Annotated in this window: 22 protein-coding genes; 9 read left to right on the plus strand and 13 right to left on the minus strand. The window is 63.5% G+C overall.

Annotation, left to right across the window (positions count from 1 at the left end):
* The first annotated feature begins 106 nt into the window (after positions 1–106).
* Positions 107–1,684, plus strand: coding sequence for a glutamate--cysteine ligase (gshA, locus tag LOY42_RS25370; RefSeq protein ID WP_371926834.1), 1,578 nt, complete (start codon positions 107–109; stop codon positions 1,682–1,684).
* Positions 1,684–2,310, plus strand: coding sequence for a TetR/AcrR family transcriptional regulator (locus LOY42_RS25375; protein ID WP_139667845.1), 627 nt, complete (start codon positions 1,684–1,686; stop codon positions 2,308–2,310). The genes gshA and LOY42_RS25375 overlap by 1 nt, the downstream gene beginning before the upstream one ends.
* A 122-nt stretch (positions 2,311–2,432) precedes the next feature.
* Here the strand turns inward: LOY42_RS25375 and LOY42_RS25380 are convergent, their stop codons facing one another.
* The 8 genes from LOY42_RS25380 to LOY42_RS25415 all read right to left on the minus strand — a co-directional run bounded on the left by LOY42_RS25380 (position 2,433) and on the right by LOY42_RS25415 (position 9,514).
* Positions 2,433–2,648, minus strand: a complete 216-nt coding sequence (locus tag LOY42_RS25380; protein ID WP_008095172.1) for a molybdopterin-binding protein — start codon at positions 2,646–2,648, stop codon at positions 2,433–2,435.
* Between the two features lie 30 nt (positions 2,649–2,678).
* Entirely contained in the window at positions 2,679–3,491 is an 813-nt protein-coding gene (gene ssuB / locus LOY42_RS25385) for an aliphatic sulfonates ABC transporter ATP-binding protein (protein ID WP_038707158.1), read from the minus strand.
* A complete protein-coding gene (gene ssuC, locus LOY42_RS25390) occupies positions 3,491–4,288 on the minus strand; it encodes an aliphatic sulfonate ABC transporter permease SsuC (protein ID WP_046857519.1) in 798 nt (265 codons plus the stop codon). The genes ssuB and ssuC overlap by 1 nt, the downstream gene beginning before the upstream one ends.
* Before the next feature lie 11 nt (positions 4,289–4,299).
* Positions 4,300–5,448: an FMNH2-dependent alkanesulfonate monooxygenase gene (ssuD, locus tag LOY42_RS25395; RefSeq protein WP_038707156.1), complete on the minus strand. Its 1,149-nt coding sequence runs from the start codon at positions 5,446–5,448 to the stop codon at positions 4,300–4,302.
* Between the two features lie 60 nt (positions 5,449–5,508).
* Positions 5,509–6,474, minus strand: coding sequence for a sulfonate ABC transporter substrate-binding protein (locus tag LOY42_RS25400; protein WP_258599635.1), 966 nt, complete (start codon positions 6,472–6,474; stop codon positions 5,509–5,511).
* Positions 6,475–6,569: 95 nt separating this feature from the next.
* Positions 6,570–7,163 carry an NADPH-dependent FMN reductase gene (ssuE, locus tag LOY42_RS25405; protein ID WP_139667838.1) on the minus strand — a complete coding sequence of 198 codons (594 nt, stop codon included), beginning with the start codon at positions 7,161–7,163 and terminating at the stop codon, positions 6,570–6,572.
* Positions 7,164–7,382: 219 nt separating this feature from the next.
* Positions 7,383–8,021, minus strand: coding sequence for a peroxiredoxin (locus tag LOY42_RS25410; RefSeq protein ID WP_139667836.1), 639 nt, complete (start codon positions 8,019–8,021; stop codon positions 7,383–7,385).
* Positions 8,022–8,185: 164 nt separating this feature from the next.
* Positions 8,186–9,514: an OprD family porin gene (locus LOY42_RS25415; RefSeq protein WP_111532480.1), complete on the minus strand. Its 1,329-nt coding sequence runs from the start codon at positions 9,512–9,514 to the stop codon at positions 8,186–8,188.
* Positions 9,515–10,014: 500 nt separating this feature from the next.
* Between LOY42_RS25415 and tauA the strand changes: the two genes are divergently transcribed.
* Genes tauA through tauD form a run of 4 tightly spaced genes read left to right on the plus strand, consistent with a single transcriptional unit; the run spans position 10,015 to position 13,497 of the window.
* Positions 10,015–10,986 (plus strand): taurine ABC transporter substrate-binding protein, encoded by a 972-nt coding sequence (tauA, locus tag LOY42_RS25420; protein WP_139667833.1) that lies wholly within the window; start codon positions 10,015–10,017, stop codon positions 10,984–10,986.
* Between the two features lie 13 nt (positions 10,987–10,999).
* On the plus strand, positions 11,000–11,779 hold the full coding sequence (gene tauB, locus LOY42_RS25425) for a taurine ABC transporter ATP-binding subunit (RefSeq protein ID WP_139667831.1): 780 nt from the start codon (positions 11,000–11,002) through the stop codon (positions 11,777–11,779).
* A complete protein-coding gene (gene tauC, locus LOY42_RS25430) occupies positions 11,776–12,615 on the plus strand; it encodes a taurine ABC transporter permease TauC (RefSeq protein ID WP_258599636.1) in 840 nt (279 codons plus the stop codon). Before tauB ends, tauC begins: the two co-directional genes overlap by 4 nt.
* Positions 12,616–12,663: 48 nt before the next feature.
* Positions 12,664–13,497 carry a taurine dioxygenase gene (gene tauD, locus LOY42_RS25435; RefSeq protein WP_258599637.1) on the plus strand — a complete coding sequence of 278 codons (834 nt, stop codon included), beginning with the start codon at positions 12,664–12,666 and terminating at the stop codon, positions 13,495–13,497.
* Between the two features lie 88 nt (positions 13,498–13,585).
* Here the strand turns inward: tauD and betT are convergent, their stop codons facing one another.
* Both betT and epsC read right to left on the minus strand, forming a co-directional pair.
* Positions 13,586–15,547 (minus strand): choline transporter BetT, encoded by a 1,962-nt coding sequence (gene betT / locus LOY42_RS25440; protein WP_173862440.1) that lies wholly within the window; start codon positions 15,545–15,547, stop codon positions 13,586–13,588.
* Between the two features lie 255 nt (positions 15,548–15,802).
* A complete protein-coding gene (gene epsC, locus LOY42_RS25445) occupies positions 15,803–16,741 on the minus strand; it encodes a serine O-acetyltransferase EpsC (protein WP_046857529.1) in 939 nt (312 codons plus the stop codon).
* A 246-nt stretch (positions 16,742–16,987) separates the two neighbouring features.
* Between epsC and tcyJ the strand changes: the two genes are divergently transcribed.
* From tcyJ to tcyN, 3 genes are read left to right on the plus strand one after another with little or no spacing between them, the layout of a single operon-like run.
* Positions 16,988–17,794, plus strand: coding sequence for a cystine ABC transporter substrate-binding protein (tcyJ, locus tag LOY42_RS25450; RefSeq protein WP_023630289.1), 807 nt, complete (start codon positions 16,988–16,990; stop codon positions 17,792–17,794).
* Positions 17,791–18,459 (plus strand): cystine ABC transporter permease, encoded by a 669-nt coding sequence (gene tcyL, locus LOY42_RS25455; protein WP_046857530.1) that lies wholly within the window; start codon positions 17,791–17,793, stop codon positions 18,457–18,459. Before tcyJ ends, tcyL begins: the two co-directional genes overlap by 4 nt.
* A 1-nt stretch (position 18,460) precedes the next feature.
* Positions 18,461–19,222, plus strand: a complete 762-nt coding sequence (tcyN, locus tag LOY42_RS25460) for an L-cystine ABC transporter ATP-binding protein TcyN (protein ID WP_139667824.1) — start codon at positions 18,461–18,463, stop codon at positions 19,220–19,222.
* Between the two features lie 16 nt (positions 19,223–19,238).
* On the opposite strand, the gene LOY42_RS25465 is transcribed toward tcyN, so the two are convergent.
* The 3 genes from LOY42_RS25465 to ubiD all read right to left on the minus strand — a co-directional run bounded on the left by LOY42_RS25465 (position 19,239) and on the right by ubiD (position 22,660).
* Complete coding sequence (locus tag LOY42_RS25465) at positions 19,239–19,889, minus strand: gamma-glutamylcyclotransferase (RefSeq protein WP_139667822.1); 651 nt, start codon at positions 19,887–19,889, stop codon at positions 19,239–19,241.
* A gap of 336 nt (positions 19,890–20,225) precedes the next feature.
* A complete protein-coding gene (locus tag LOY42_RS25470; protein WP_102683474.1) occupies positions 20,226–21,194 on the minus strand; it encodes a CDP-6-deoxy-delta-3,4-glucoseen reductase in 969 nt (322 codons plus the stop codon).
* The gene (gene ubiD / locus LOY42_RS25475; RefSeq protein WP_046857534.1) at positions 21,194–22,660 is read right to left on the minus strand and encodes a 4-hydroxy-3-polyprenylbenzoate decarboxylase; all 1,467 of its coding nucleotides are present in this window, start codon (positions 22,658–22,660) and stop codon (positions 21,194–21,196) included. Before ubiD ends, LOY42_RS25470 begins: the two co-directional genes overlap by 1 nt.
* Between the last annotated feature and the right edge of the window lie 13 nt (positions 22,661–22,673).

Here is a 22,673-nt window from a genome sequence, read left to right on the forward strand (position 1 = left end):
GGAACCGCATAAACCAGGCGACAACGCCAGTTCCTTTCCCAACTACCCTTGTAGACCGTCATCTCTACCCCCATATTGGGGCGACTGACGCGTGAAGGAATCCATCTTGAGCGACCTCCTCAACCGCCGCCTGAGCCTGCTCGGCGACAATATCGACCTGCTCAAGCAGTGCCTGCACGGCATTGAGCGCGAATGCCTGCGCGTGACCAAAGAAGGTCGCCTGGCCCAGACCCCACACCCCGAAGCACTGGGTTCGGCGCTGACCAACGAGCAGATCACCACCGACTATTCCGAGTCGCTGCTGGAGTTCATCACCCCAGCCCTGGCGGACCCTGCCAAGGTGCTCGAAAGCCTCGAACAGACCCACCGCTTCGTCTACAGCAAACTGGGCGACGAACTGCTGTGGAGCCCTTCGATGCCCTGCGCGTTGCCGGCCGAAGAAGACATCCCGATCGCCGAGTACGGCAGCTCGAACATCGGCAAGCTCAAGCACGTGTACCGCAAGGGCCTGGCCCTGCGTTACGGCCGCACCATGCAGTGCATCGCCGGCATCCATTACAACTTCTCGCTGCCCGAGGCGCTGTGGCCGCTGTTGCGCGATGCCGAAGGCGGCGAGCAGGACGACCGCGACTACCAGTCCTCGGCCTATATCGCGCTGATCCGCAACTTCCGCCGCTACAGCTGGCTGCTGATGTACCTGTTCGGCGCCTCCCCGGCCCTGGACAAAGGCTTCCTGCGCGGCCGCCCGCACCAGCTCGAAGAACTCGACGCCGAAACACTGTACCTGCCCTACGCCACCAGCCTGCGCATGAGCGACCTGGGCTACCAGAGCAACGCCCAGGCGGGCCTCACGCCCTGCTACAACAACCTGGCCAGCTACACCGATAGCCTGCGCAAGGCCGTCGGCACGCCCTACCCGCCCTATGTCGAGGTCGGCACGCACGTCGACGGCGAGTGGGTGCAGTTGAACACCAACATCCTGCAGATCGAGAACGAGTACTACTCGAACATCCGCCCCAAGCGCGTCACCTACACCGGCGAGCGGCCGATCCAGGCCCTGACCTCGCGCGGCGTGCAGTACGTGGAAGTGCGCTGCCTGGACATCAACCCGTTCCTGCCAGTGGGCATCGACCTGACCGAAGCCCGTTTCCTCGACGCCTTCCTGCTGTTCTGCGCGCTCGAAGAGAGCCCGCAACTGGACAACGGCGAGTGCGGCCAGTGCACCGACAACTTCCTCACCGTGGTCAAGGAAGGTCGGCGCCCGGGCCTGGAGCTGCGTCGTGACGGCCAGCCGGTCGCGTTGAAGCAATGGGCAAGCGAACTGATCGAGCGGATCGGCCAGCTGGCCGGGCTGCTCGATCGTGCCCAGGGTGGCAATGACCACGCCAAGGCCCTGGAGGTACAGCAGGCCAAGGTCGAAGACCCCGAGCTGACGCCATCGGCCCAGGTGCTGGCGCGCATGACCGAACACGACGAAACTTTCGTCCAGTTCTCCCTGCGCCAAAGCCGCCTGCACGCCGAGAGCTTCCGCGAGCAGCCACTGAGCAGCGCGCAGCAACAGGCCTTCGAAACCCTGGCTCGCGAGTCGATCGCCAAGCAGTCCGAGCTGGAACAGGAAGAGGTCGGTGACTTCGACCTGTTCGTCGGTGCCTACCAGGCCAGCATCCTGGCAATCAGCAACTGATGAACCGCACCGCCCCCCCGCGCAAGCCACGCGCCAGCAGCCAGGCCAGGATCGAAGCGATCCTCGCCGCGGCGCGCGAGCTGCTGGCAGGCCAAGGGGTGGCGGGGTTGTCGATCTACAGCGTGGCCGAACGGGCGCAGATCCCGCCATCGTCGGTGTATCACTTCTTTGCCAGCGTGCCGGCCTTGCTGGAGGCGCTGACCGCCGACGTGCATCGGGCTTTTCGCGAAGCCTTGAGCGCACCGATCGACAGCGCGGCGTTCAGCACCTGGCATGGCCTGTCGCGGCTGATCGAGCAGCGCATGCTCGACATCTACAACGAGGACGCCGCGGCGCGGCAGCTGATCCTCGCCCAGCATGGTTTGAGCGAAGTGGTCCAGGCTGATCGCCAGCATGATCTGGAACTGGGCGAGTTGATGCACCAACTGTTCGACCGGCATTTTCAGTTGCCAGCGATGCCGAGGGATGTGCACGTGTTCGCCCTGGCGATGGAACTGAGCGACCGGGTGTATGCCCGCTCGATGCAGCTGCATGAGGCGATCACGCCACGCATGGCGGAGGAAGGGATGCGCGTGTTCGAGGCGTATCTGGGGCTGTATCTGCCGCCTTATCTGGCCAAGCGCTGACCCTGAGCCCTGCAAATATCCTGTAGGAGCGGCTTTAGCCGCAATGCAGCCAACGCGATGTCTGGCACCCGCTCCGCGGGTGATCGCGGCTAAAGCCGCTCCTAAAGGTACCGTGCAAGACTTCAGAGCTTGGCGATGGACACCTCGGTCGATTTCACGAAGGCGATCACCTCGCTGCCCACCTGCAACTCGAGCTCCTTCACGGAACGGGTGGTAATAACCGAGGTAACGATGCCAGAGGCGGTCTGCACGTCGATTTCCGACAGTACCGGGCCTTCGAGGATTTCCTTCACGGTGCCTTTGAACTGGTTGCGAACGTTGATGGCTTTGATGGTCATGGCGTCATTCCTTTTTGCGGTTTCGGGGATTCAATGAGCCCAGCGCAACTGCGTGGGCAACGGGGCGACAGGTTCCGGATCGGGCGGCGTGCCCGGGACGGAGAGAACACGGTTGAGCACTTCGCTTTCCAGCGCCGCCAAGCGGTGCGAACCCCGCACCCGGGGTCGCGGCAGGTCGATGACCAGGTCCAGGCCGACGGCGCCGTCTTCGATCAGGATCACCCGGTCGGCCACGGCGACGGCTTCGCTGACGTCGTGGGTGACCAGCAGCACGGTGAAACCGTGCTGGCGCCACAGGCGCTCGATCAGTTGCTGCATCTCGATACGGGTCAGGGCGTCCAGCGCGCCCAAGGGCTCATCCAGCAGCAGCAGACGCGGCTGATGAATGAGCGCCCGGGCCAGGGCCACCCGCTGTTTCTGGCCACCGGACAAGGCTGCCGGCCACTCATTGGCGCGATCGACCAGGCCGACCGCCTCCAGGGCTTCCAGGGCGCGTGGCCGCCAGTTGCCGGACAACCCCAGGCCAACGTTGTCGATCACCTTCTTCCAGGGCAGCAGGCGCGCGTCCTGGAACATCAGCCGGGTATCCTCGCGGGCCTCGGCAAGCGCTGCGGCGCCCGCCAGCAATTGGCCGCCACTGGGCTGGTCGAGCCCGGCCAGCAGGCGCAACAAGGTGCTTTTACCGCAACCACTGCGACCAACGATGGCAACGAACTGGCCAGCCGGAATGTGCAGATCGATCCCGCGCAGCACTTCGCGCTGGCCGAACGTACGACGCAGGTCCCTGGCCGCCAGGGGGATGCCACGCAGCAGGCGTGGCGGTTGTGCCTTGAGTACCGTCATCACGCGCCCTCCTTCTTCGCCACCTGGTAGGCCGGGTGCCAACGCAGCCACACACGCTCCAGGCCGCGGGCGGCCAGGTCGGCGAGCTTGCCGAGCACCGCGTACAGGACGATGGCCAGCACCACCACGTCGGTCTGCAGGAATTCGCGGGCGTTCATCGCCAGATAGCCGATACCGGCATTGGCCGAGATGGTCTCGGCGACGATCAACGTCAGCCACATGAAACCCAGGGCGAAACGCACGCCGACCAGGATCGAAGGCAGCGCCCCCGGCAGGATCACCTGACGGAACAGCGCGAAGCCCGACAGCCCGTAGCTGCGCGCCATCTCCACCAGCGCCGGATCGACATTGCGGATCCCGTGATAGGTGTTCAGGTAGATGGGGAACAGCGTCCCCAGGGCCACCAGGAAAATCTTTGCCGACTCGTCGATGCCGAACCACAGGATCACCAGCGGGATCAGCGCCAGGTGCGGCACGTTGCGGATCATCTGCACCGAACTGTCGAGCAGGCGCTCGCCCCAGTTCGACAGGCCGGTGATGAAGCCGAGCAACAGGCCTAGACTGCCGCCGATCACGAAGCCCAGGCCGGCACGCCAGCCGCTGATGGCCAGGTGGGTCCAGATCTGGCCACTGCGCACCAGCTCGACGCCGGCGCTGACCACCGCGCTCGGCGCCGGCAGGATGCGGGTCGACAGCCAGCCTGCGCTGACCGCCAACTGCCATACCGCCAGCAGCAGGATCGGCAGGGCCCACGGCGCCAGGCGCTTGGACCAGGTGGTGGTGGATGCACGACTCATGGCACCGGCCCTCAGCTCTGCGACACGGACTTGGGCAGGATGTCGTTGGCGACCATTTCACCGAACGGGCTTACGTAGCCACCGGTTTTCGGCTGCTCCGGGCGCTGCACGTCCAGATGCGGGAACAGCAGCTCGGCGACGCGGTACGACTCTTCGAGGTGTGGATAGCCCGAGAAGATGAAGGTATCGATGCCAAGATCGGCGTATTCCTTGACCCGCGCCGCGACGGTCGGGCCATCGCCCACCAACGCGGTGCCGGCACCGCCACGCACCAGGCCGACACCGGCCCACAGGTTAGGGGCCACTTCGAGCTTGTCGCGCTTGCCACCGTGCAGGGCGGCCATGCGCTGCTGGCCGACCGAGTCGAAGCGCGCGAGCGACGCCTGGGCGCGGGCGATGGTGTCGTCGTCCAGGTGCGAGATCAGCCTGTCGGCGGCAGCCCAGGCCTCCTCGTTGGTTTCCCGTACAATCACGTGCAAGCGAATGCCGAAGCGCACCTCACGGCCCTGGGCGGCCGCTTTCTCACGTACCGCAGCAATCTTCTCGGCCACCGCGGCCGGCGGCTCGCCCCAGGTCAGGTACAGCTCGACCTGCTCGGCGGCCAAGTCCTGGGCAGCGTCAGACGAGCCACCGAAGTACAGCGGCGGGCGCGGCTGCTGGATCGGCGGGTAGAGCAGCTTGGCGCCTTTCACCTGGATATGCTTGCCGTCGTAGTCGACCGTTTCGCCTTCGAGCACCTTGCGCCAGATACGAGTGAATTCCACCGACGCCTCATAGCGTTCCTGGTGGTTCAGGTGCAGGCCATCACCGGCCAGTTCGTCCGGATCGCCACCGGTCACCAGGTTGAACAATGCACGGCCGTTGGACAGACGATCCAGGGTGGCGGCCTGGCGTGCAGCCACGGTCGGCGAGATGATCCCTGGGCGCAGGGCCACCAGGAACTTCAGGCGCTCGGTCACCGGGATCAGCGACGCGGCCACCAGCCAGGAGTCCTCGCAGGAACGTCCGGTGGGGATCAGCACGCCGCCAAAACCCAGGCGGTCGGCGGCCTGGGCGATCTGGCTCAGGTAGCCGTGATCGACGGCGCGGGCGCCTTCGCTGGTGCCCAGGTACTTGCCGTCACCATGGGTAGGGAGGAACCAGAAAATGTTAAGGCTCATTGGAGTTGTCTCCTCAAGGGTGGCTCATGCCGGGGCGACGCCCCGGCGCAGGCGAAACGTTCAAGGCGCACTGGCGACCTTGGCCGGGGGTGTCCAGATCACGTCCTTGATGCTCAAGGGTTTGGGAATCAGCTTCAGGGCCTGGAAGGTGTCGGCAATCTTCTGCTGTGCGGCGATCACTTCCGGGGTCAGCGGCGCGGCTCCATAGCCTTGGCGCTTGACCGAAGTCAGGGTGATGTCGGCTGGCAGGCCGAGCAGCGGCGCAACCTGGTCGGTGACCTGCTGCGGATTGGCCTGGGACCAATCGCCCACGGCGCGCACTTCTTCAACCAGGGTGTTGATCACCGCCGGGTGCTGGGTCGCATAGCTGCGGGTGGCGAGGTAGAACTGGTGATTGTCGACCAGATCCTTGCCGTCACGCAGGGTGCGTGCCTGCAGCTGTTGCTCGGCGGCGGCCTGGTACGGGTCCCAGATCACCCAGGCATCGACACTGCCGCGCTCGAAGGCGGCGCGGGCATCGGCAGGGGGCAGGTAGACAGGCTGGATATCGGTGTACTGGAGACCGGCGTCTTCCAGGGCACGCACCAGCAGGTAATGCACGTTGGAACCCTTGTTGAGGGCGACTTTCCTGCCCTTGAGTTCCTTCACCGACTGGATCGTCGAGCCCTTCGGCACCAGGATCGCCTCGCTGTGCGGGGCTGGCGGCTCATAGGCGACGTAGAGCAGATCGGCGCCCGCGGCCTGGGCAAACACCGGCGGCGTTTCGCCGGTCACGCCAAAGTCGATGGAGCCGACGTTGAGCCCTTCGAGCAGCTGTGGCCCTCCGGGGAACTCGGTCCATTGCACGTCGATGCCCTGTTCCTTCAGGCGCTTTTCCAGCGAGCCCTTGGCCTTGAGCAGCACCAGGGTGCCGTATTTCTGGTAACCGATACGCAGGCTCTCGGCCTGGGCTTGGCTGATGGCGCCGAAGGACGCAGCCGCCGCGAACAGGGCGACCAGACCACGACGCAAGAAGACTGTGCGCATGGCGCTCTCCTGTGCGAGTTGGGTTCGGGTAGCACCTGCTTGCCTCGTTGACGGGCGAGTAAGGTGGGGACAGCGATGGAGCGGTCAAGCCTGGTTCAGATACTCCAGCGGGCACTGATCAGGCGTTCGTTGAGCACGCCGGGGGCGACTGGTTGGGGCCGGCGCGCCATGGCGCTGTGGAATGTTTCCAGCGAATCCTGCAGGCGCTGCTCCAGGGCAGCGACCAGCTGCGCGGGCCTGGCGCCCTCACCGTAGGCAATCTGGCTGTCGTCGGCGAAGATCCCTTGCAGGGTCTCCTGCGCCTTGAGGGCCGACAGCACGGGCTTGAGCGCGTAGTCCACGGCCAACATGTGGGCGATGCTGCCACCGGTTGCGATCGGCAACACTACCTTGTGTTCCAGGGCCCGCTCGGGCAGCAGGTCGAGCAAGGTCTTCAAGGCCCCGGCGAAGGACGCCTTGTACACCGGGGTGGCCACCACCAGGCCGTCGGCCTGGGCTACAAGTTCGTTGAAGTGGCGCACCTGCGGGCTGTCGAAACGGGCATGCAGCAGATCTTCGGCGGGAAACTCACGCACCTGGAAGGTCACCACTTCGACACCCCGCTCCTGCAGCCAGTCGCGCGAGCGTTCTAGCAGCACGCCGGAGCGTGAACGAAGACTGGGGCTACCACCGACAGAGACAACCAGCATTGAAAGCGCTTCCTTCGATTCGATTGCAGGGCCGCGAGGGGTTGTCCCCGCTGGATGTAACGACATTAACAGCTCGTCACATATACCTATAAATCATATTTTTTCATTTGTTTATTCCATTTATGAATTTCGGATTTGTTGTAGCCACGCAATAAAAAAGGGCCGTCGAAACGGCCCGAAGATCCCTGCTTGGCTAAGAGCAATGCAACGAGGAATGCTTCAGCGATTGGGTTGCGGGGTCAGCCGCAGATAGGGTTTCACCGCCCGATACCCTTTCGGGAAACGACGTTTGATTTCATCTTCGTCCTTGAGCGAAGGCACGATCACTACCTCATCGCCGTCCTGCCAGTTGCCCGGCGTGGCGACCTTGTAGTTGTCGGTCAGCTGCAGCGAGTCGATCACCCGCAGGATCTCGTTGAAGTTGCGCCCGGTACTGGCCGGATAGGTAATGGTCAGGCGCACCTTCTTGTTCGGGTCGATGACGAACAGCGAGCGCACGGTCAGGGTGTCGTTGGCGTTGGGGTGGATCAGGTCGTACAGGTCGGAAACCTTGCGGTCGGCATCGGCGATGATCGGGAAGTTGACCACGGTGTTCTGGGTCTCGTTGATGTCGTCGATCCACTTGTGGTGCGAGTCCACCGGGTCCACCGACAGGGCGATGGCCTTGACCCCGCGCTTGGCGAAATCATCCTTGAGCTTGGCGGTCAGGCCCAGTTCGGTGGTGCACACCGGGGTGAAGTCGGCCGGGTGGGAGAACAGCACGCCCCAGCTGTCGCCCAGCCATTCGTGGAAACGGATCTTGCCGGCGCTGGAATCCTGTTCGAAATCGGGGGCGATATCGCCAAGTTTGAGGCTCATGGAAGCGGCTCCTGTGCTGTGTCTGGCCTTGTGGGTTCAATGTGCCTGCTTCCGAATAAAAATAAAAAGAATAAATATCGATTTATTTATAACCATATTGCATACGGAATCGCAGGCACAAAAAAGCCTCGCACTAGGCGAGGCTTTCTTTGTGCAGCTACGACTTACATGAAGGCGTAAGTGTAGTTGACGATGAAGCGAGTCTGGTCCTGGTCGGCTGCGGAACCCGAACCGGTACCACGGTAGACACCCTGGCGCAGGCTGAAGCCCAGGCCCTTGAGGGTGCCTTCCTGCAGAACGTAGTCGACGCGAGCGTCACGTTCCCACTCGCTGAAGGTACCGTGGCCATTGGTGGCACGGCCATCTTCACCACGCAGGTAAGCAACCGATGCTTTCAGGCCCGGCACACCCAGACGAGCGAAGTCGTAGGAGTACTGACCGAAGGTGGTGTTTTCACCGGCCTTGGCGAACTGGTTGATCATGCTGTCGGTGAACAGATAGAAGCTCGCGCCGCCAGCACCTTCGTCGACCAGGCTGCCTTGGTTCAGCCAGACGAAACCACCGTCATCGCTGACTTGCTGATGACCCAGCATCAGCGCATGGCCGCCAAGGGTATAAGTGAACATGGCCGACCAGGTCTTGTTGTCGACCTCGCCTGGGTTCTTGGCGTAACCGCCATTGTTCTTGAACTCGTAGCCCGCTTCACCGTTCTTGCCGTCATTGCTGCTCTTGAAGTAGCGCAGGTCGGTCTTGAACGACTGGTCATCAGCGATCTGGAACACGTGAGTCGCGCCCAGGAAGTGCTGCTTGTAGAAGTCTTCCAGGTTCGAGTAGTAGTACTGCAGGGTCAGGTCCTTGGTGACCTTCCAGTCAGCACCGGCGTAGCGGAACTTGTTGCTTTCCTGGGTAGCGCCCTGCACCGACAGACCGGTACGGTTGCTCGACGCACGGCCCATCGCATGGGTCAATTGACCGGCGTTGATGGTCAGGTTGTCGATCTCTTTCGAAGAGATGGTGCCACCTTCAAAGGTTTGTGGCAGCAGACGACCATCGTTGGACACGAGGATTGGCAGGTTAGGTGCCAGTGCGCTACCGAAGTGCGCCTCGGTCTTGGAGAAACGAGCCTTTGCATTGGCGCCCAGACGTGCCCACTGCTTCTCGGCAGAGCCGTCGGAGTCACTAGGGAAGAAGCTGCTGCCGTTCTGGTGGTAGCCCTTGCCGCCATCCAGGTGAATACCCCACAGGGCTTGAGCGTCCACACCAAAGCCAACGGTGCCTTGGGTAAAGCCGGAGATGTAGTCAAGCTTGAAACCTTGACCGGACTCACGAACGTCAGGACGTGGCTTGCTACCAGGCGCTTCACGGTTGTCGTTGTTGAAGTACATGGTGCGCGAGCTCAGGGACAGCTTGCTGTCCTCGACGAAACCTGCAGCGCCTGCTTGTTGGGCGAGAACCCCCAGTGCCACGGCCAGAGCCAGGCTGGACTTGTACATGTTTTGCTCCTCTACGTTCTAATTTTTGTGCGTCTCAAGCGGCGGAGTCTGCTGCCCCACTCACCCGGATTGGCGATTTAGCACCAAAGCGTGACCGCCTAGTCAATCACTAACGATCGATTCGCGACTTTGGTCTAACCCGCCGACCTGCGCTACAGGATAATGACAATCCTATAAATCCAAAATGACCGTTTTATGAATCTGTAAGATTTTTACGGAATAACATCGGAACCATTCCTACGAATCGTTGTATCGACGCCGTCAATCATACCTTTAGGTTATGTGCAAACGTTTGCAAGGGTGGCGACCAACGGCCTCCCGTCGGAACCGATCAAGCGTAGCTAGCTTGGGGGATTCCGCTACTGGCACCGCCGCCCCACACGGACGGAGGTCAGAGCGATTGGCTTTTAAGCTAATTCTAAAAAGTTATTTATTTCATGTTTCTTAGATCATCTAGTCTTCTCGCCATCTATCCCGAATGCCTGACGAGAGGTTCAACCATGATCCCGCATGCTCCGCTGCGCCTGTTCGCCGCCCTGACCCTCGCCAGTGCCAGCTGGCTGGCCCAGGCCGCCGACCTGACCGTCGCCTACCAGACCACCGTCGACCCGGCCAAGGTGGCCCAGGTCGATGGCACCTATGAAAAGGACAGCAAGGCCAGCATCGACTGGCGCAAGTTCGACAACGGCGCCGATGTGATCACCGCCGTCGCCTCGGGCGACGTGCAGATCGGCTACCTCGGCTCCAGCCCGCTGGCCGCCGCCGCCACCCGCAAATTGCCTGTGGAAACCTTCCTGATCGCCACCCAGATCGGCGCCGGCGAGGCCCTGGTCGCCCGCGACAGCATCAAGACCCCGCAGGATCTGGTCGGCAAGAAAGTCGCCGTGCCGTTCGTTTCCACCGGCCACTACAGTCTGTTGGCCGCGCTGAAGAGCTGGAACATCGACCCGTCGAAAGTGCAGATCCTCAACCTCGCGCCACCGGCGATCATCGCCGCCTGGAAACGCGGCGACATCGACGCCACCTACGTCTGGGACCCGGCCCTGGGCGTGGCCAAGGAGAACGGCAAGGTGCTGATCACCTCCGGCGAGCTGGCCGAGAAAGGCGCGCCGACCTTCGATGCCTGGATCGTGCGCAAGGACTTCGCCGCCAAGCACCCGGAGATCGTCAAGTCGTTCGCCAAGGTCACCCTCGACGCCTATGCCGACTACCGCAAGGACCCGAAAGCCTGGCTGGCCGACAAGGACAACGTCGCCAAACTGGTCAAGTTGTCCGGTGCCAAGCCCGCCGATATTCCGGTACTGCTGCAGGGCAACGTCTACCCACTGGCCGCCGACCAGGCCAGCGCACTCGGCGCACCGACCACCCAGGCGCTGACTGACACCGCCACCTTCCTCAAGCAGCAGGGCAAGGTCGATGCCGTGCTGCCGGACTACGCGCCCTACGTCAGCGCTCAGTACCTGCCCAACTGATCCGGAGCCCGTCATGGCCTTGCTCGAGCTGGAGCGCATCAGCGCACAGTACCCCGGCGCCACCACCCCGGTGCTGGCCGACATCAACCTGAGCCTGGGCCCGCGCCAGCTGCTGGTGGCCCTCGGGCCTTCCGGCAGCGGCAAGACCTCGCTGCTCAATCTGATCGCCGGCTTCGTCGCTCCCAGCGGCGGGCGCATCACCCTCGATGGCGCACCGGTGCAAGGCCCGGGCGCCGAGCGCGGCGTGGTGTTCCAGGACGATGCGCTGCTACCCTGGCAGAACGTGCTCGGCAACGTCGCCTTCGGCCTGGAACTGGCTGGCGTGCCGCGTGCGCAGCGTGAAGCCAAGGCGCGAGAGATGCTCGCACTGGTCGACCTGGCCGGCTTCGGCGAGCGGCGTGTATGGCAATTGTCCGGCGGGCAGAAACAACGTGTCGGCCTGGCCCGGGCGCTGGCCGCCGACCCACGGGTGCTGTTGATGGACGAACCGTTCGGCGCCCTCGATGCCTTTACCCGCGAACAGATGCAGGAGCTGCTGCTGCAGGTCTGGCAGCGCACCGCCAAGCCAGTGTTCCTGATCACCCACGACATTGAGGAAGCGGTGTTCCTCGCCACCGAGCTGGTGCTCCTTGCGCCCAATCCGGGGCGTGTGGTCGAACGCCTGCAACTGGACTTCGGCCAGCGCTACGCCGCTGGTGAGTCGGCCCGGGCGATCAAATCCGATCCACGCTTCATCGAAACCCGCGAGCACGTGCTGGCGCGGGTGTTCTCGCAACGTCAGGAGTCCGCATGAGCAGCATCGAATTGCCGGCCGCCGCCAAGCAGCCCCCCCGGACGCCACCTGTCGTGAAAACCCGCAAGCCCTTGCCGACCCGCTGGATCAGCGCCCTCACCCTGGCCTCGCTGCTGTTGGTGTGGTGGCTGGTTACCACCGCCGGCTGGATCGAGCCGCTGTTCCTGCCCTCGCCCGCCGATATCCTGGCCAAGGGTTGGACGCTGCTCACCCAGGGCTACATGGACGCCAGCCTGTGGCAGCACCTGGGCGCGAGCCTGGGGCGCATCGGCCTGGCGCTGCTGGCCGCCACCCTGACCGCCATCCCGGTAGGCATCGCCATCGGCTACAACCGCGTGGCCCGCGGCATCCTTGATCCGCTGATCGAGTTCTACCGACCGATTCCGCCACTGGCCTACCTGCCGCTGATCGTCATCTGGTGCGGCATAGGCGAGCTGTCGAAAGTGCTTTTGATCTACCTGGCGATCTTCGCCCCGATTGCCATCGCTACCGCCACCGGCGTGCGCACCGTCGACCCCGCCAAGCTGCGCGCGGCGCAGTCGCTGGGCGCCAGCAAAATCCAGCTGATCCGCCATGTGATCCTGCCCAGTGCACTGCCCGACATCCTCACCGGCATCCGCATCGGCCTCGGCGTGGGCTGGTCGACGCTGGTGGCCGCCGAGCTGATCGCCGCCACCAGTGGCCTGGGCTTCATGGTGCAGTCGGCAGCGCAGTTCCTGGTCACCGATGTGGTGGTCCTGGGGATCCTGCTGATCGCCCTGATCGCCTTCGCCCTGGAGATGGGCCTGCGCGCCCTGCAGCGCAAGCTGGTGCCCTGGCACGGCCAGAGCCATTGACCACCGAATGACCACGCCGGCAACCCGGCACCTGCAACGAGAAACCACATGAGCCTGACCGTTACCCCCTTGAGCCCGGCACTGGGCGCGCAGATCAGCGGCGTGGACATCAGCCGCGACATCACTGCCGAACAGCGTGACGCCATCGAGCAGGCGCTGCTCGAACACCAGGTGCTGTTCTTCCGCGACCAACCGATCACCCCCGAGCAGCAGGCGCGCTTCGCCGCCCGCTTCGGCGACCTGCATATCCACCCGATCTATCCCAATGTGCCGGAGACACCGCAGGTGTTGATCCTCGACACCGCAGTTACCGATGTGCGCGACAACGCCGTATGGCACACCGACGTGACTTTCCTGTCGACCCCGGCGCTGGGCGCGGTGCTCAGTGCCAAGCAGCTGCCGTCCTATGGTGGCGATACCCTGTGGGCCAGCGGCATAGCTGCGTTCGAGGCGCTGTCGGCGCCACTGCGCGAGATGCTCGACGGCCTGACCGCCACCCATGACTTCACCAAGTCGTTCCCGCTGGAACGCTTCGGCACCACGCCCGAGGACCTGGCACGCTGGGAGGCGACCCGGCGCAACAACCCGCCGCTGTCGCATCCGGTGGTACGTACCCACCCGGTCAGCGGGCGCAAGGCATTGTTCGTCAATGAAGGTTTCACCACGCGGATCAACGAATTGAATGAGCAGGAGAGCGAGGCGCTGCTCAAGCTGCTGTTCGCCCATGCGACGCGGCCAGAGTTCAGCATTCGCTGGCGTTGGCAGGAAAATGACGTGGCGTTCTGGGACAACCGCGTGACGCAGCACTTTGCGGTGGATGACTACCGCCCCAGCCGGCGGGTGATGCATCGGGCGACCATCCTGGGGGATGCACCGTTCTGAAAGATCCGGGGAGGCCGTTGGCATCCTTTCGCTGGCAAGCCAGCTCCCACAGGTTTTGCCACAACCCTGTGGGAGCGTCCCCAGCGTTCTACCTGACCAGATGCAGGTACTGCATGTGCCGCTCGTACTGGTCGAGGATATCGTTGATGATCTGTTCCTTGCTGTAGCCCACCAGGTCGTAGTTCTGGCTGCCCTCGGACAGATGCACCTCCGCACGGTAGTAGCGGCGGTTCTTCAAGTCCTGGGTCCCCAGCCCGCCCAAGGCGAACGATGGCGTGAAGTAGCCGCGCATCTGCACCTGGTAGATGAACGGCTGCTCCTCGCCATGGCCGATCTTCAGGCTGACGTTGTCATGGCTCGGGTCGTCCTGGGTGATCAACACCAGGCCCTTCTGCTCGAACACCTCGCGCACCTCGGCGATGGCCGGGCGCACCACGTCGTCCATGAAGCGATACACCTCGTCCCGAGACGGGAAGTGCACCGCCTGGCTCAGGCGTTGGCGCCAGCCACCACGCCCGCGCCGGGATTGGGCGAACGGCGCCAGCGAATGCATCTGCGCGATCTGCCGCTGGCTTTCCAGATAGAAGGCCTTGTGCAGCCCCCACATCATGCACAGCAGGATCAGCGAGAACGGCAACGAGGTCAGCACCACCGCCGACTTCAGCGAGTCGATGCTGCCGGCGAACAGCAGACTGCTGGTAATCAGCGCAGTCATCGCGCCCCAGAAGATCCGCAGCCAGTTCGGACCGTCCTCGTCGGCGCCGCCGCCCTTGGCCGACAGCGTCGACAGCACCACGGTGCCGGAGTCGGCAGAAGTGACGAAGAACACGAAACTGATGAACACCGTCACGGCGATCACCGTCTTGCTCCACGGGTAGGTTTCCAGCAGCAGGTACAGGCTCATCGACGGGTTGTCGAGGGCTGACTGGCCGAGCGCGGTCATGCCGTGGTTGATCACCTGGTCCAGGGCGCTGTTGCCGAAGATCGACATCCACGCCAGGGTGAAGCCCAGGGGAATCAGCAGCACGCCGAAGACGAACTCGCGAATGGTCCGGCCCCGCGAGATACGGGCGATGAACAACCCCACGAACGGCGCCCAGGCAATCCACCAGGCCCAGTAGAATACCGTCCAGCCACCCAGCCAGTCGCGTTGTTCGCCGTAGGCGTACACGTCGAAGCTCTTGCGCGGCAGGGCGCCAAGGTAGTCACCGAGGTTCTGGATCAACGTATTGAACAGGTGCTGGGTGGGCCCGGCGAACAGCACGAACAGCAGCAGCGCGCAGGCCAGGAACAGGTTGATGTCGCTCATCACCCGCACGCCCTTCTCTACCCCGGCGACCGCCACGGCCACGGCCGCGCCCATCATCAGGGTGATGAGGATCACCTGCACCCATTGGCTGTGGCTGATGCCGAACAGGTAGTCCAGGCCTGCGTTCAGGTGCAGTACGCCGAAGCCCATGTCGGCGCCCAGGCCGAATACCGTGGCGATGATGCCGAAGCCGTCCACCGCGTAGCCGATCGGCCCGTTGATGCGCTTGCCGATCAGCGGGTATAGCGCCGAGCGCAGGGCCAGTGGCAGGTTGTGACGGTAGGCGAAGTAGGCGAGCGCCATGCCGACGAAGGCGAACACACCCCAGCCGTGCAGGCCCCAGTGCAGGAACAGGATCTGCATCGCCTGGCGCCCGGCCTCGGCCGTGCCCGCCTCACCTTGTGGCGGCTGGAGCATGTGGGTCAGCGGTTCGGAGACGCAGAAGAAGAACAGCGTGATGCTGATGCCGGCGGCGAACAGCATGCCAGCCCAGGAGAGGTAGCTGAACTCGGGTTCGTCATGGTCGGCGCCGAGCTTGATCTTGCCGTAGCCCGACAATGCGGTGACCACCACGAAGACCAGGTACAGGGTCATGGCCAGCATGTAGTACCAACCGACCGTGTTGGCCGCCCAGTTCTGCGCCGCCAGCAACCACTCGCCGGCAGCCTGTGGCTGGGCGATGACGATCAGGCCGAAGATGAGGATGAAGCTTGCCGCGAAATAGAACACGGGGGGGTTCATGCGGATCTTGCCGTTGGCAAGGTCGGGGGTCGGTGCACTCATTGAACGGGCACCTCGTCACGGGACGTGAGGTTCGGATTGAACGGGTTCAGCAAAGGCGATTCCTCCTTTTGAACACCGGCAATGGACCAGCGTTTTCGTTGAACAAGCGTTCAAGTTAAACATGGATCGGATTTCAATGCGACCCGATGCCGCTCCAGGGCGTGATCGAGGTGGAGGCGGGAAGTCCCGCCGCCACGCCTCATAAGCCTTGAGCTAGAGGGCTTTCTTGCCCTCGCAATCCAGTTGCAGGTTCGCCTGGGTAATGTTGCTGTCAGCCGGCACGCTGCGGGTCAGCCAGACATTGCCGCCAATGGTCGAACCCTTGCCGATGGTGATCCGCCCGAGGATGGTCGCGCCGGCGTAGATCACCACGTCGTCCTCGACGATCGGGTGCCGCGCCAGGCCCTTGTGCAAGGTGCCGGACTCGTCGCTGGGGAAGCGCTTGGCGCCCAGGGTCACCGCCTGGTAGATGCGCACCCGCTCACCGATGATCGCGGTCTCGCCGATCACCACGCCGGTGCCGTGGTCAATGAAGAAGCTCGGGCCGATTTGCGCACCGGGGTGGATGTCGATGCCGGTGGCCGAGTGCGCCAGCTCCGAACTGATCCGCGCCAGCAGCGGCAGGCCGGCTCGATAGAGGTGGTGGGCCAGCCGGTGGTGGATGATCGCCAAGATGCCGGGGTAGCACAGCAGCACCTCGTCGACGCTGCGCGCCGCCGGGTCACCGTGGAAGGCGGCGAGTACGTCGGTGTCCAGCAGCACGCGCAGCGCCGGCAGGGCCGCGGCGAAATCCTGGATCAGGCGCAGGGCGTGGGTATCGACATCGACCACATCGGTCTTGCCATGGCGCGCCGCGTAGCGCAGTTCCAGACGGGCCTGGGCCAGCAGCGCGGTGAGGGCGGCGTCGAGGGTGTGGCCCACATAAAAGTCCTCGCTTTCCTCGCGCAGGTCCACCGGCCCGAGGCGCATGGGGAACAGCGCGCCGCACAGCTGCTCGAGGATCTGCCGCAGCGCCTCGCGCGACGGCAGTTCGCGCCCGCCCTGCTCGCCGCTGCTGCGGCCATTGCTGCTGCGCCACTGCTCGCGGGCGTTGCGCAGGCCACTGACGATACCCTGCAGTTGCCAGTGCCCGGTTGATGGTTGTTCGCTCACGGTGTTTCTCCTGCCAGGCGGCTTTCTCGATTTACATACGCTCCTACAAGGAGGTGCAAAACACGATACGTCAAATCTGCCTCTTGGAAAAAACAACGCTTTATTCCATCCTGAGCTAAGTCGGGTATAAGCCGTTGCAATTTGCAGCTTTGGAATAACAACCTGATTTTTTATTATTTCCCGGCCTATGAAGCCCACCTCTATAGTCGCCACCTCACTACTTCCACAACAAGCGCGGGGCATGCCATGACCAAATTCGCCAAACCCCTTCTCAACGCCAGCCTGGCGCTCCTGCTCGGCGCTGGCCTGCTCGGCCAGGCCTTTGCCGGCGAACAGTTGAAGACCATCCAGGAAAAAGGCGTGATCAACGTCGGCCTGGAAGGCACCTACCCACCGTTCAGCTTCCAGGACGAAAACGGCAAGCTGACCGGCTTCGAGGTCGAGCTGTCCGAGTTGCTGGCCAAGGAGCTGGGGGTCAAGGCCAAGGTCCAGCCGACCAAGTGGGACGGCATCCTCGCCGCACTGGAATCCAAGCGCCTCGACGTGGTGATCAACCAGGTGACCATCTCCGAGGAACGCAAGAAGAAGTACGATTTCTCCGAGCCCTACACCGTTTCCGGCATTCAGGCCCTGGTACTCAAGGGCAGCGACAACGAGAAAAACATCAAGACTGCCGCCGATCTCGGCGGCAAGAAGGTCGGTGTCGGCCTGGGCACCAACTATGAGCAATGGGTGAAACAGGATGTGCCGACAGCCGATGTGCGCACCTACGAAGATGACCCGACCAAGTTCGCCGACCTGCGCAACGGTCGTATCGACGCCATCCTGATCGATCGCCTGGCTGCACTCGAGTACGTCCAGAAAACCGCCAAGGACAAGAAACCGACCGCACTCGCTGGCGAGAAATTCTCCAAGCTGGAATCGGGCGTGGCCTTGCGCAAAGGCGAACCTGAACTGCTCGATGCGCTGAACAAGGCCATCGACAAGCTCAAGGCCGACGGCTCGCTGGCCAAGCTGTCCGAGAAATACTTCGGTGCCGATGTCACCAAATGATCGCTGAAAGCCTGCAACTCGTTGTCGATTCCGCGCCCTTCCTGTTGAAGGGCGCGGGTTATACCGTGCTGCTCAGCGTCGGCGGCATGTTCTTTGGCCTGGTGCTGGGCTTCGCCCTGGCGCTGATGCGGCTGTCGAAGATCCTGCCGCTGGACTGGCTGGCGCGCATCTATGTGTCGTTCTTCCGCGGCACGCCGCTGCTGGTGCAGCTGTTCGTGATCTACTTCGGCCTGCCGCAGATCGGCATCGAGCTCGATCCGATCCCGGCCTCGCTGATCGGCCTGTCGCTGAACATGGCGGCGTATATCTGCGAGATCCTCCGTGCGGCAATCTCCTCGATCGACCGTGGCCAGTGGGAAGCAGCCGCCAGCATTGGCATGACCCGCACCCAGGCCATGCGCCGGGCGATCCTGCCGCAAGCCCTGCGCACTGCCCTGCCACCGCTGGGCAACAGCTTCATCTCGCTGGTCAAGGACACCGCCCTGGCGGCGACCATCCAGGTGCCCGAGCTGTTCCGCCAGGCGCAGCTGATCACCGCACGGACCTTCGAGGTCTTCACCATGTACCTGGCTGTCGCGGTGGTCTACTGGATCCTCTGCAGCATCCTGGCGCACTTCCAGAACCGCATGGAAGCGCGGGTCAACCAGCACGACCAGGAGCACTGAGATGATCGTAGTAGAAGGCCTGACCAAGCAGTTCAAGGGCCAGACCGTGCTCAACGGCATCGACCTGAGCGTGCAGCCCGGCGAAGTGGTGGCCATCATCGGTCCCAGCGGCTCGGGCAAGACCACCTTCCTGCGCTGCCTGAACCTGCTGGAAACCCCCGATGCCGGGCGCATCCAGATCGGCGATATCAGCATCGATGCCAACCGTCCGTTGGGTGGCCAGCAGAGTGCGATCCGCCGCCTGCGCCAACAGGCCGGTTTCGTGTTCCAGAACTTCAACCTGTTCCCTCACCGCACCGCCCTGGAAAACGTCATCGAAGGGCCGGTGATCGTCAAGAAGACGCCCCGCGACAAGGCCATCGAGCTGGCCAAGCGCCTTCTGGCCAAGGTCGGCCTGGCAGGCAAGGAAGACGCCTACCCCAGGCGCCTGTCCGGTGGCCAGCAGCAACGGGTGGCCATCGCCCGGGCCCTGGCCATGGAGCCGGAGGTGATCCTGTTCGACGAGCCCACTTCGGCGCTCGACCCCGAACTGGTTGGCGAAGTGCTGGAAACCATCCGCGGCCTGGCCGAGGAAAAGCGCACCATGATCATCGTCACCCACGAGATGAGCTTCGCCCGCGATGTCGCCAACCGGGTGATCTTCTTCGACAAGGGCGTGATCGTCGAGCAGGGCGAGGCCAAGGCGCTGTTCGCCAACCCGAAGGAAGAGCGCACACGCCAGTTCCTGCGCAAGTTCCTCGGCACCGCCGCCGGCCAGGAATGAGCCCGATGCGCGGGGCTCACACCTCGCGCAGGTTGTGACAACGCCTGAAGCGCGCTTCCAGGTTGCGATCGGGCATCTGGTGGCTGCGCAGGGCGTTGAGGGTCTGCTCCACGTAATCGCGCGTGGTGCCATAGCGCCCCTTGGCGCTGGCGAGGATCTGGCTGAGCAGGGTGTCCGGCAGGTTGCCCGCATAGCACGGCAGGTGCCGCTCCAGCACGAAGCCCAGCGCCTGCACCTTGCTGCCATCGTTCAGGCGGCAACTCAGCCAATGCGGACGGTAGGCCGGGAACGGCATCTCACGTTGCCACAGTGCCATCAGCGAGTCATGGAGGTTGGTTTCGTCCAGACGGAAGGCAAAACCGCTGCAGGAGCCGCCACGGTCCAGGCCGAACACCAGGCCCGGGCACTCCGGAGTGCCACGGTGTTCGTGGGACCACAGGTAGAGGCCGCGGTGGTAACCATGCACCCGCGCCCGCTGGCGCTCGACCGAGTTGCATTCGGGGCGCCAGATCAGCGAACCGTAGGCAAAAAGCCAGACCGGGCCGCCTTCGTGCTGGGACATGGTTTCCTGCATCGAACGCTGCAGTTGTTCACGGGTCAACTGCTGCCCGAAGTCGAGTGACGGCGGATAGGCTATTTGCCAGGATGAACTTTCAAGCGTCGACATGAGCTGCCGCCATTAATTCCTGAGAACTACCAAAGTGCAGGTATTGCCGTGCCTGTTCGGATGCTATCGCGGGGCAAGCCCGCTTCCACAAAGGCCTACCAGGATCGCGTGGGAACGGGTTTGCCCGGCGATTTACCTGGCACCTAACGTAAGGCAGAACGCACTTTGCACTCAACCCCGAAAACAGGATTTCATTAAAGCATCCGCTGAACGGAAACTAATAGTCCGAGTATAGCGAAACTTATTACCCGCACCGGTAACAATCTCCGCCATATAATCAACAGGAAAACACTTGGTTATTAAACCCGACACGCCCTTGCAGCGTGCCGGGTTACTTCACCCGCGTGGCGCGTAGGCGAACACGTCAGCCCGCATGCGGTGGGCATCCATGCCTGCCTCGACCAATGCATCGAGGGTGGCGTAGACCATGTTCGGCGAGCCACTGGCATAGACATGCACCTGGTTGAGGTCGCCAATGTCCTCGCATACCGCTTCGTGGAGCAGGCCACACCGCCCTTCCCAACCGCACAGATCGCTGACCACCTTGTGCAGGAACAGGTTCGGCAGGCGCTCCCACTCGGCCCAGTGCTCGATCTGGTAGAAGTCTTCAGGCCGGCGCACACCCCAGTACAAGTGCACCGGGTGCTTGAAGCCCTGCGCCCGGCAGTGCTCGATCAGGCTGTGCATCTGCCCCATACCGGTACCGGCGGCGATCAGTACCAGCGGGCCGTCAGGCAACTCTGCCAGGTGCGCATCACCAAATGGCAGTTCGATGCGGGCCAGGCCATTGCGCTGCAACTGCTGGATCAACTGCACGGCACTGCTTTCGCGGGCCAGCACATGTAGCTCCAGCTCACGCCCACCGTGGGGCGCCGAAGCGAGCGAAAAAGCTGCCTTGTCCATGCCCTCACGCTCGATCATCAGGTATTGCCCGGCGTGGTAGCGGGGCGGCTTGCCGGCCGGCGCGCGCAGGCGCACGCGCCAGACATCGCCACCGATCTCGACGCACTCGCTCACGGTACAGGCCAGCTTGCGCAGCGGCAGCTCGCCCAGGGCCAGCACACCATCCCACAGCAACACACAGTCCTCCAGCGGCTCGGCGATGCAGGTGAACAGCTCACCGTGATCGCGCACTTGGCCTTCCTGGCGAACACTGCCTTCCACCAGCAGCGCGGCACACACATGGCAGTTGCCGTTGCGGCAGCTGTTCGGGCAGTCATAGCCCAGGCGCCGTGCCGCATCCAGAATCCTTTCACCCGGTTCGACCGCCAGTACCGCCCCGGAAGGCTGCAAGGTTACCTGCATCAATCTATTCCCAACTGGTCCCACAGCTCATCGATACGGCGGGTGACGGCCTCGTCCTTGACGATGACCCGGCCCCATTCGCGTGTAGTCTCGCCCGGCCATTTGTGCGTGGCGTCCAGGCCCATCTTCGACCCCAGCCCCGATACCGGCGACGCGAAGTCGAGGTAGTCGATCGGGGTGTTGTCGATCATCACCGTATCACGCTTGGGGTCCATGCGCGTGGTGATGGCCCAGATCACATCGTTCCAGTCGCGAGCGTTGATATCGTCGTCGGTGACGATAACGAACTTGGTGTACATGAACTGTCGCAGGAACGACCACACACCCAGCATCACGCGCTTGGCATGGCCAGGGTACTGCTTCTTCATGGTCACCACCGCCATGCGGTACGAGCAGCCTTCCGGCGGCAGGTAGAAGTCGGTGATCTCGGGGAACTGCTTCTGCAGGATCGGCACGAACACTTCGTTCAGCGCCACGCCAAGGATCGCCGGCTCATCCGGCGGCCTGCCGGTGTAGGTGCTGTGGTAGATCGGCTTTTGCCGGTGGGTGATGCGCTCGACGGTGAACACCGGGAAGCTGTCCACCTCGTTGTAGTAGCCGGTATGGTCGCCGTACGGGCCTTCCGGGGCCATCTCGCCGGGGTGGATCACGCCCTCGAGGATGATCTCGGCGGTGGCCGGTACCTGCAGGTCGTTACCACGGCACTTGACCAGTTCGGTGCGGTTGCCACGCAACAGGCCAGCGAAGGCGTACTCGGAAAGCGTGTCCGGGACCGGGGTCACGGCACCGAGGATGGTCGCCGGGTCCGCGCCCAACGCCACGGCTACCGGGAACGGCTGGCCAGGATGCTTCTCGCACCATTCGCGGTAGTCCAGCGCCCCGCCGCGGTGGCTCAGCCAGCGCATGATCACCTTGTTGCGGCCAATCACCTGCTGGCGATAGATACCCAGATTCTGGCGGTCCTTGTTCGGCCCGCGAGTCACGGTCAGGCCCCAGGTGATCAGTGGCGCAACATCGCCCGGCCAGCAGTGCTGGATCGGCAGCTGGCCGAGGTCGACATCATCGCCTTCGACCACGATTTCCTGGCACACCGCGTCCTTGACCACCTTCGGCGCCATGGACACGACCTTCTTGAAGATCGGCAGCTTCGACCAGGCGTCCTTCAGGCCCTTCGGCGGCTCGGGCTCCTTGAGAAACGCCAGCAGCTTGCCGATCTCGCGCAGTTCTTCGGTCGACTCGGCGCCCATGCCCATGGCCACACGCTCGGGGGTCCCGAACAGGTTGCCCAGCACCGGCATGTCGAAGCCGGTGGGTTTTTCGAAGAGCAAGGCCGGACCCTTGGCGCGCAGCGTGCGGTCGCAGACTTCGGTCATTTCCAGAACTGGGGAGATGGGAACCTGGATGCGCTTGAGTTCACCGCGCTGTTCCAGGCCACGAATGAAGTCGCGTAGATCGCGATACTGCATGCAAGGGCCTCGT

The sequence above is a fragment of the Pseudomonas sp. B21-023 genome (assembly GCF_024749165.1).
Taxonomy (GTDB): domain Bacteria; phylum Pseudomonadota; class Gammaproteobacteria; order Pseudomonadales; family Pseudomonadaceae; genus Aquipseudomonas.

What these genes read in the sequence shown, in the direction of transcription:
- LOY42_RS25375 (WP_139667845.1), top strand. Translation starts at nt 1,684, where the DNA reads ATGAACCGCACCGCCCCCCCGCGCAAGCCACGCGCCAGCAGCCAGGCC.
- LOY42_RS25380 (WP_008095172.1), bottom strand. Translation starts at nt 2,648, where the DNA reads ATGACCATCAAAGCCATCAACGTTCGCAACCAGTTCAAAGGCACCGTG.
- ssuB (WP_038707158.1), bottom strand. Translation starts at nt 3,491, where the DNA reads ATGACGGTACTCAAGGCACAACCGCCACGCCTGCTGCGTGGCATCCCC.
- ssuC (WP_046857519.1), bottom strand. Translation starts at nt 4,288, where the DNA reads ATGAGTCGTGCATCCACCACCACCTGGTCCAAGCGCCTGGCGCCGTGG.
- ssuD (WP_038707156.1), bottom strand. Translation starts at nt 5,448, where the DNA reads ATGAGCCTTAACATTTTCTGGTTCCTCCCTACCCATGGTGACGGCAAG.
- LOY42_RS25400 (WP_258599635.1), bottom strand. Translation starts at nt 6,474, where the DNA reads ATGCGCACAGTCTTCTTGCGTCGTGGTCTGGTCGCCCTGTTCGCGGCG.
- ssuE (WP_139667838.1), bottom strand. Translation starts at nt 7,163, where the DNA reads ATGCTGGTTGTCTCTGTCGGTGGTAGCCCCAGTCTTCGTTCACGCTCC.
- LOY42_RS25410 (WP_139667836.1), bottom strand. Translation starts at nt 8,021, where the DNA reads ATGAGCCTCAAACTTGGCGATATCGCCCCCGATTTCGAACAGGATTCC.
- LOY42_RS25415 (WP_111532480.1), bottom strand. Translation starts at nt 9,514, where the DNA reads ATGTACAAGTCCAGCCTGGCTCTGGCCGTGGCACTGGGGGTTCTCGCC.
- tauA (WP_139667833.1), top strand. Translation starts at nt 10,015, where the DNA reads ATGATCCCGCATGCTCCGCTGCGCCTGTTCGCCGCCCTGACCCTCGCC.
- tauB (WP_139667831.1), top strand. Translation starts at nt 11,000, where the DNA reads ATGGCCTTGCTCGAGCTGGAGCGCATCAGCGCACAGTACCCCGGCGCC.
- tauC (WP_258599636.1), top strand. Translation starts at nt 11,776, where the DNA reads ATGAGCAGCATCGAATTGCCGGCCGCCGCCAAGCAGCCCCCCCGGACG.
- tauD (WP_258599637.1), top strand. Translation starts at nt 12,664, where the DNA reads ATGAGCCTGACCGTTACCCCCTTGAGCCCGGCACTGGGCGCGCAGATC.
- betT (WP_173862440.1), bottom strand. Translation starts at nt 15,547, where the DNA reads ATGAACCCCCCCGTGTTCTATTTCGCGGCAAGCTTCATCCTCATCTTC.
- tcyJ (WP_023630289.1), top strand. Translation starts at nt 16,988, where the DNA reads ATGACCAAATTCGCCAAACCCCTTCTCAACGCCAGCCTGGCGCTCCTG.
- tcyL (WP_046857530.1), top strand. Translation starts at nt 17,791, where the DNA reads ATGATCGCTGAAAGCCTGCAACTCGTTGTCGATTCCGCGCCCTTCCTG.
- tcyN (WP_139667824.1), top strand. Translation starts at nt 18,461, where the DNA reads ATGATCGTAGTAGAAGGCCTGACCAAGCAGTTCAAGGGCCAGACCGTG.
- LOY42_RS25465 (WP_139667822.1), bottom strand. Translation starts at nt 19,889, where the DNA reads ATGTCGACGCTTGAAAGTTCATCCTGGCAAATAGCCTATCCGCCGTCA.
- LOY42_RS25470 (WP_102683474.1), bottom strand. Translation starts at nt 21,194, where the DNA reads ATGCAGGTAACCTTGCAGCCTTCCGGGGCGGTACTGGCGGTCGAACCG.
- ubiD (WP_046857534.1), bottom strand. Translation starts at nt 22,660, where the DNA reads ATGCAGTATCGCGATCTACGCGACTTCATTCGTGGCCTGGAACAGCGC.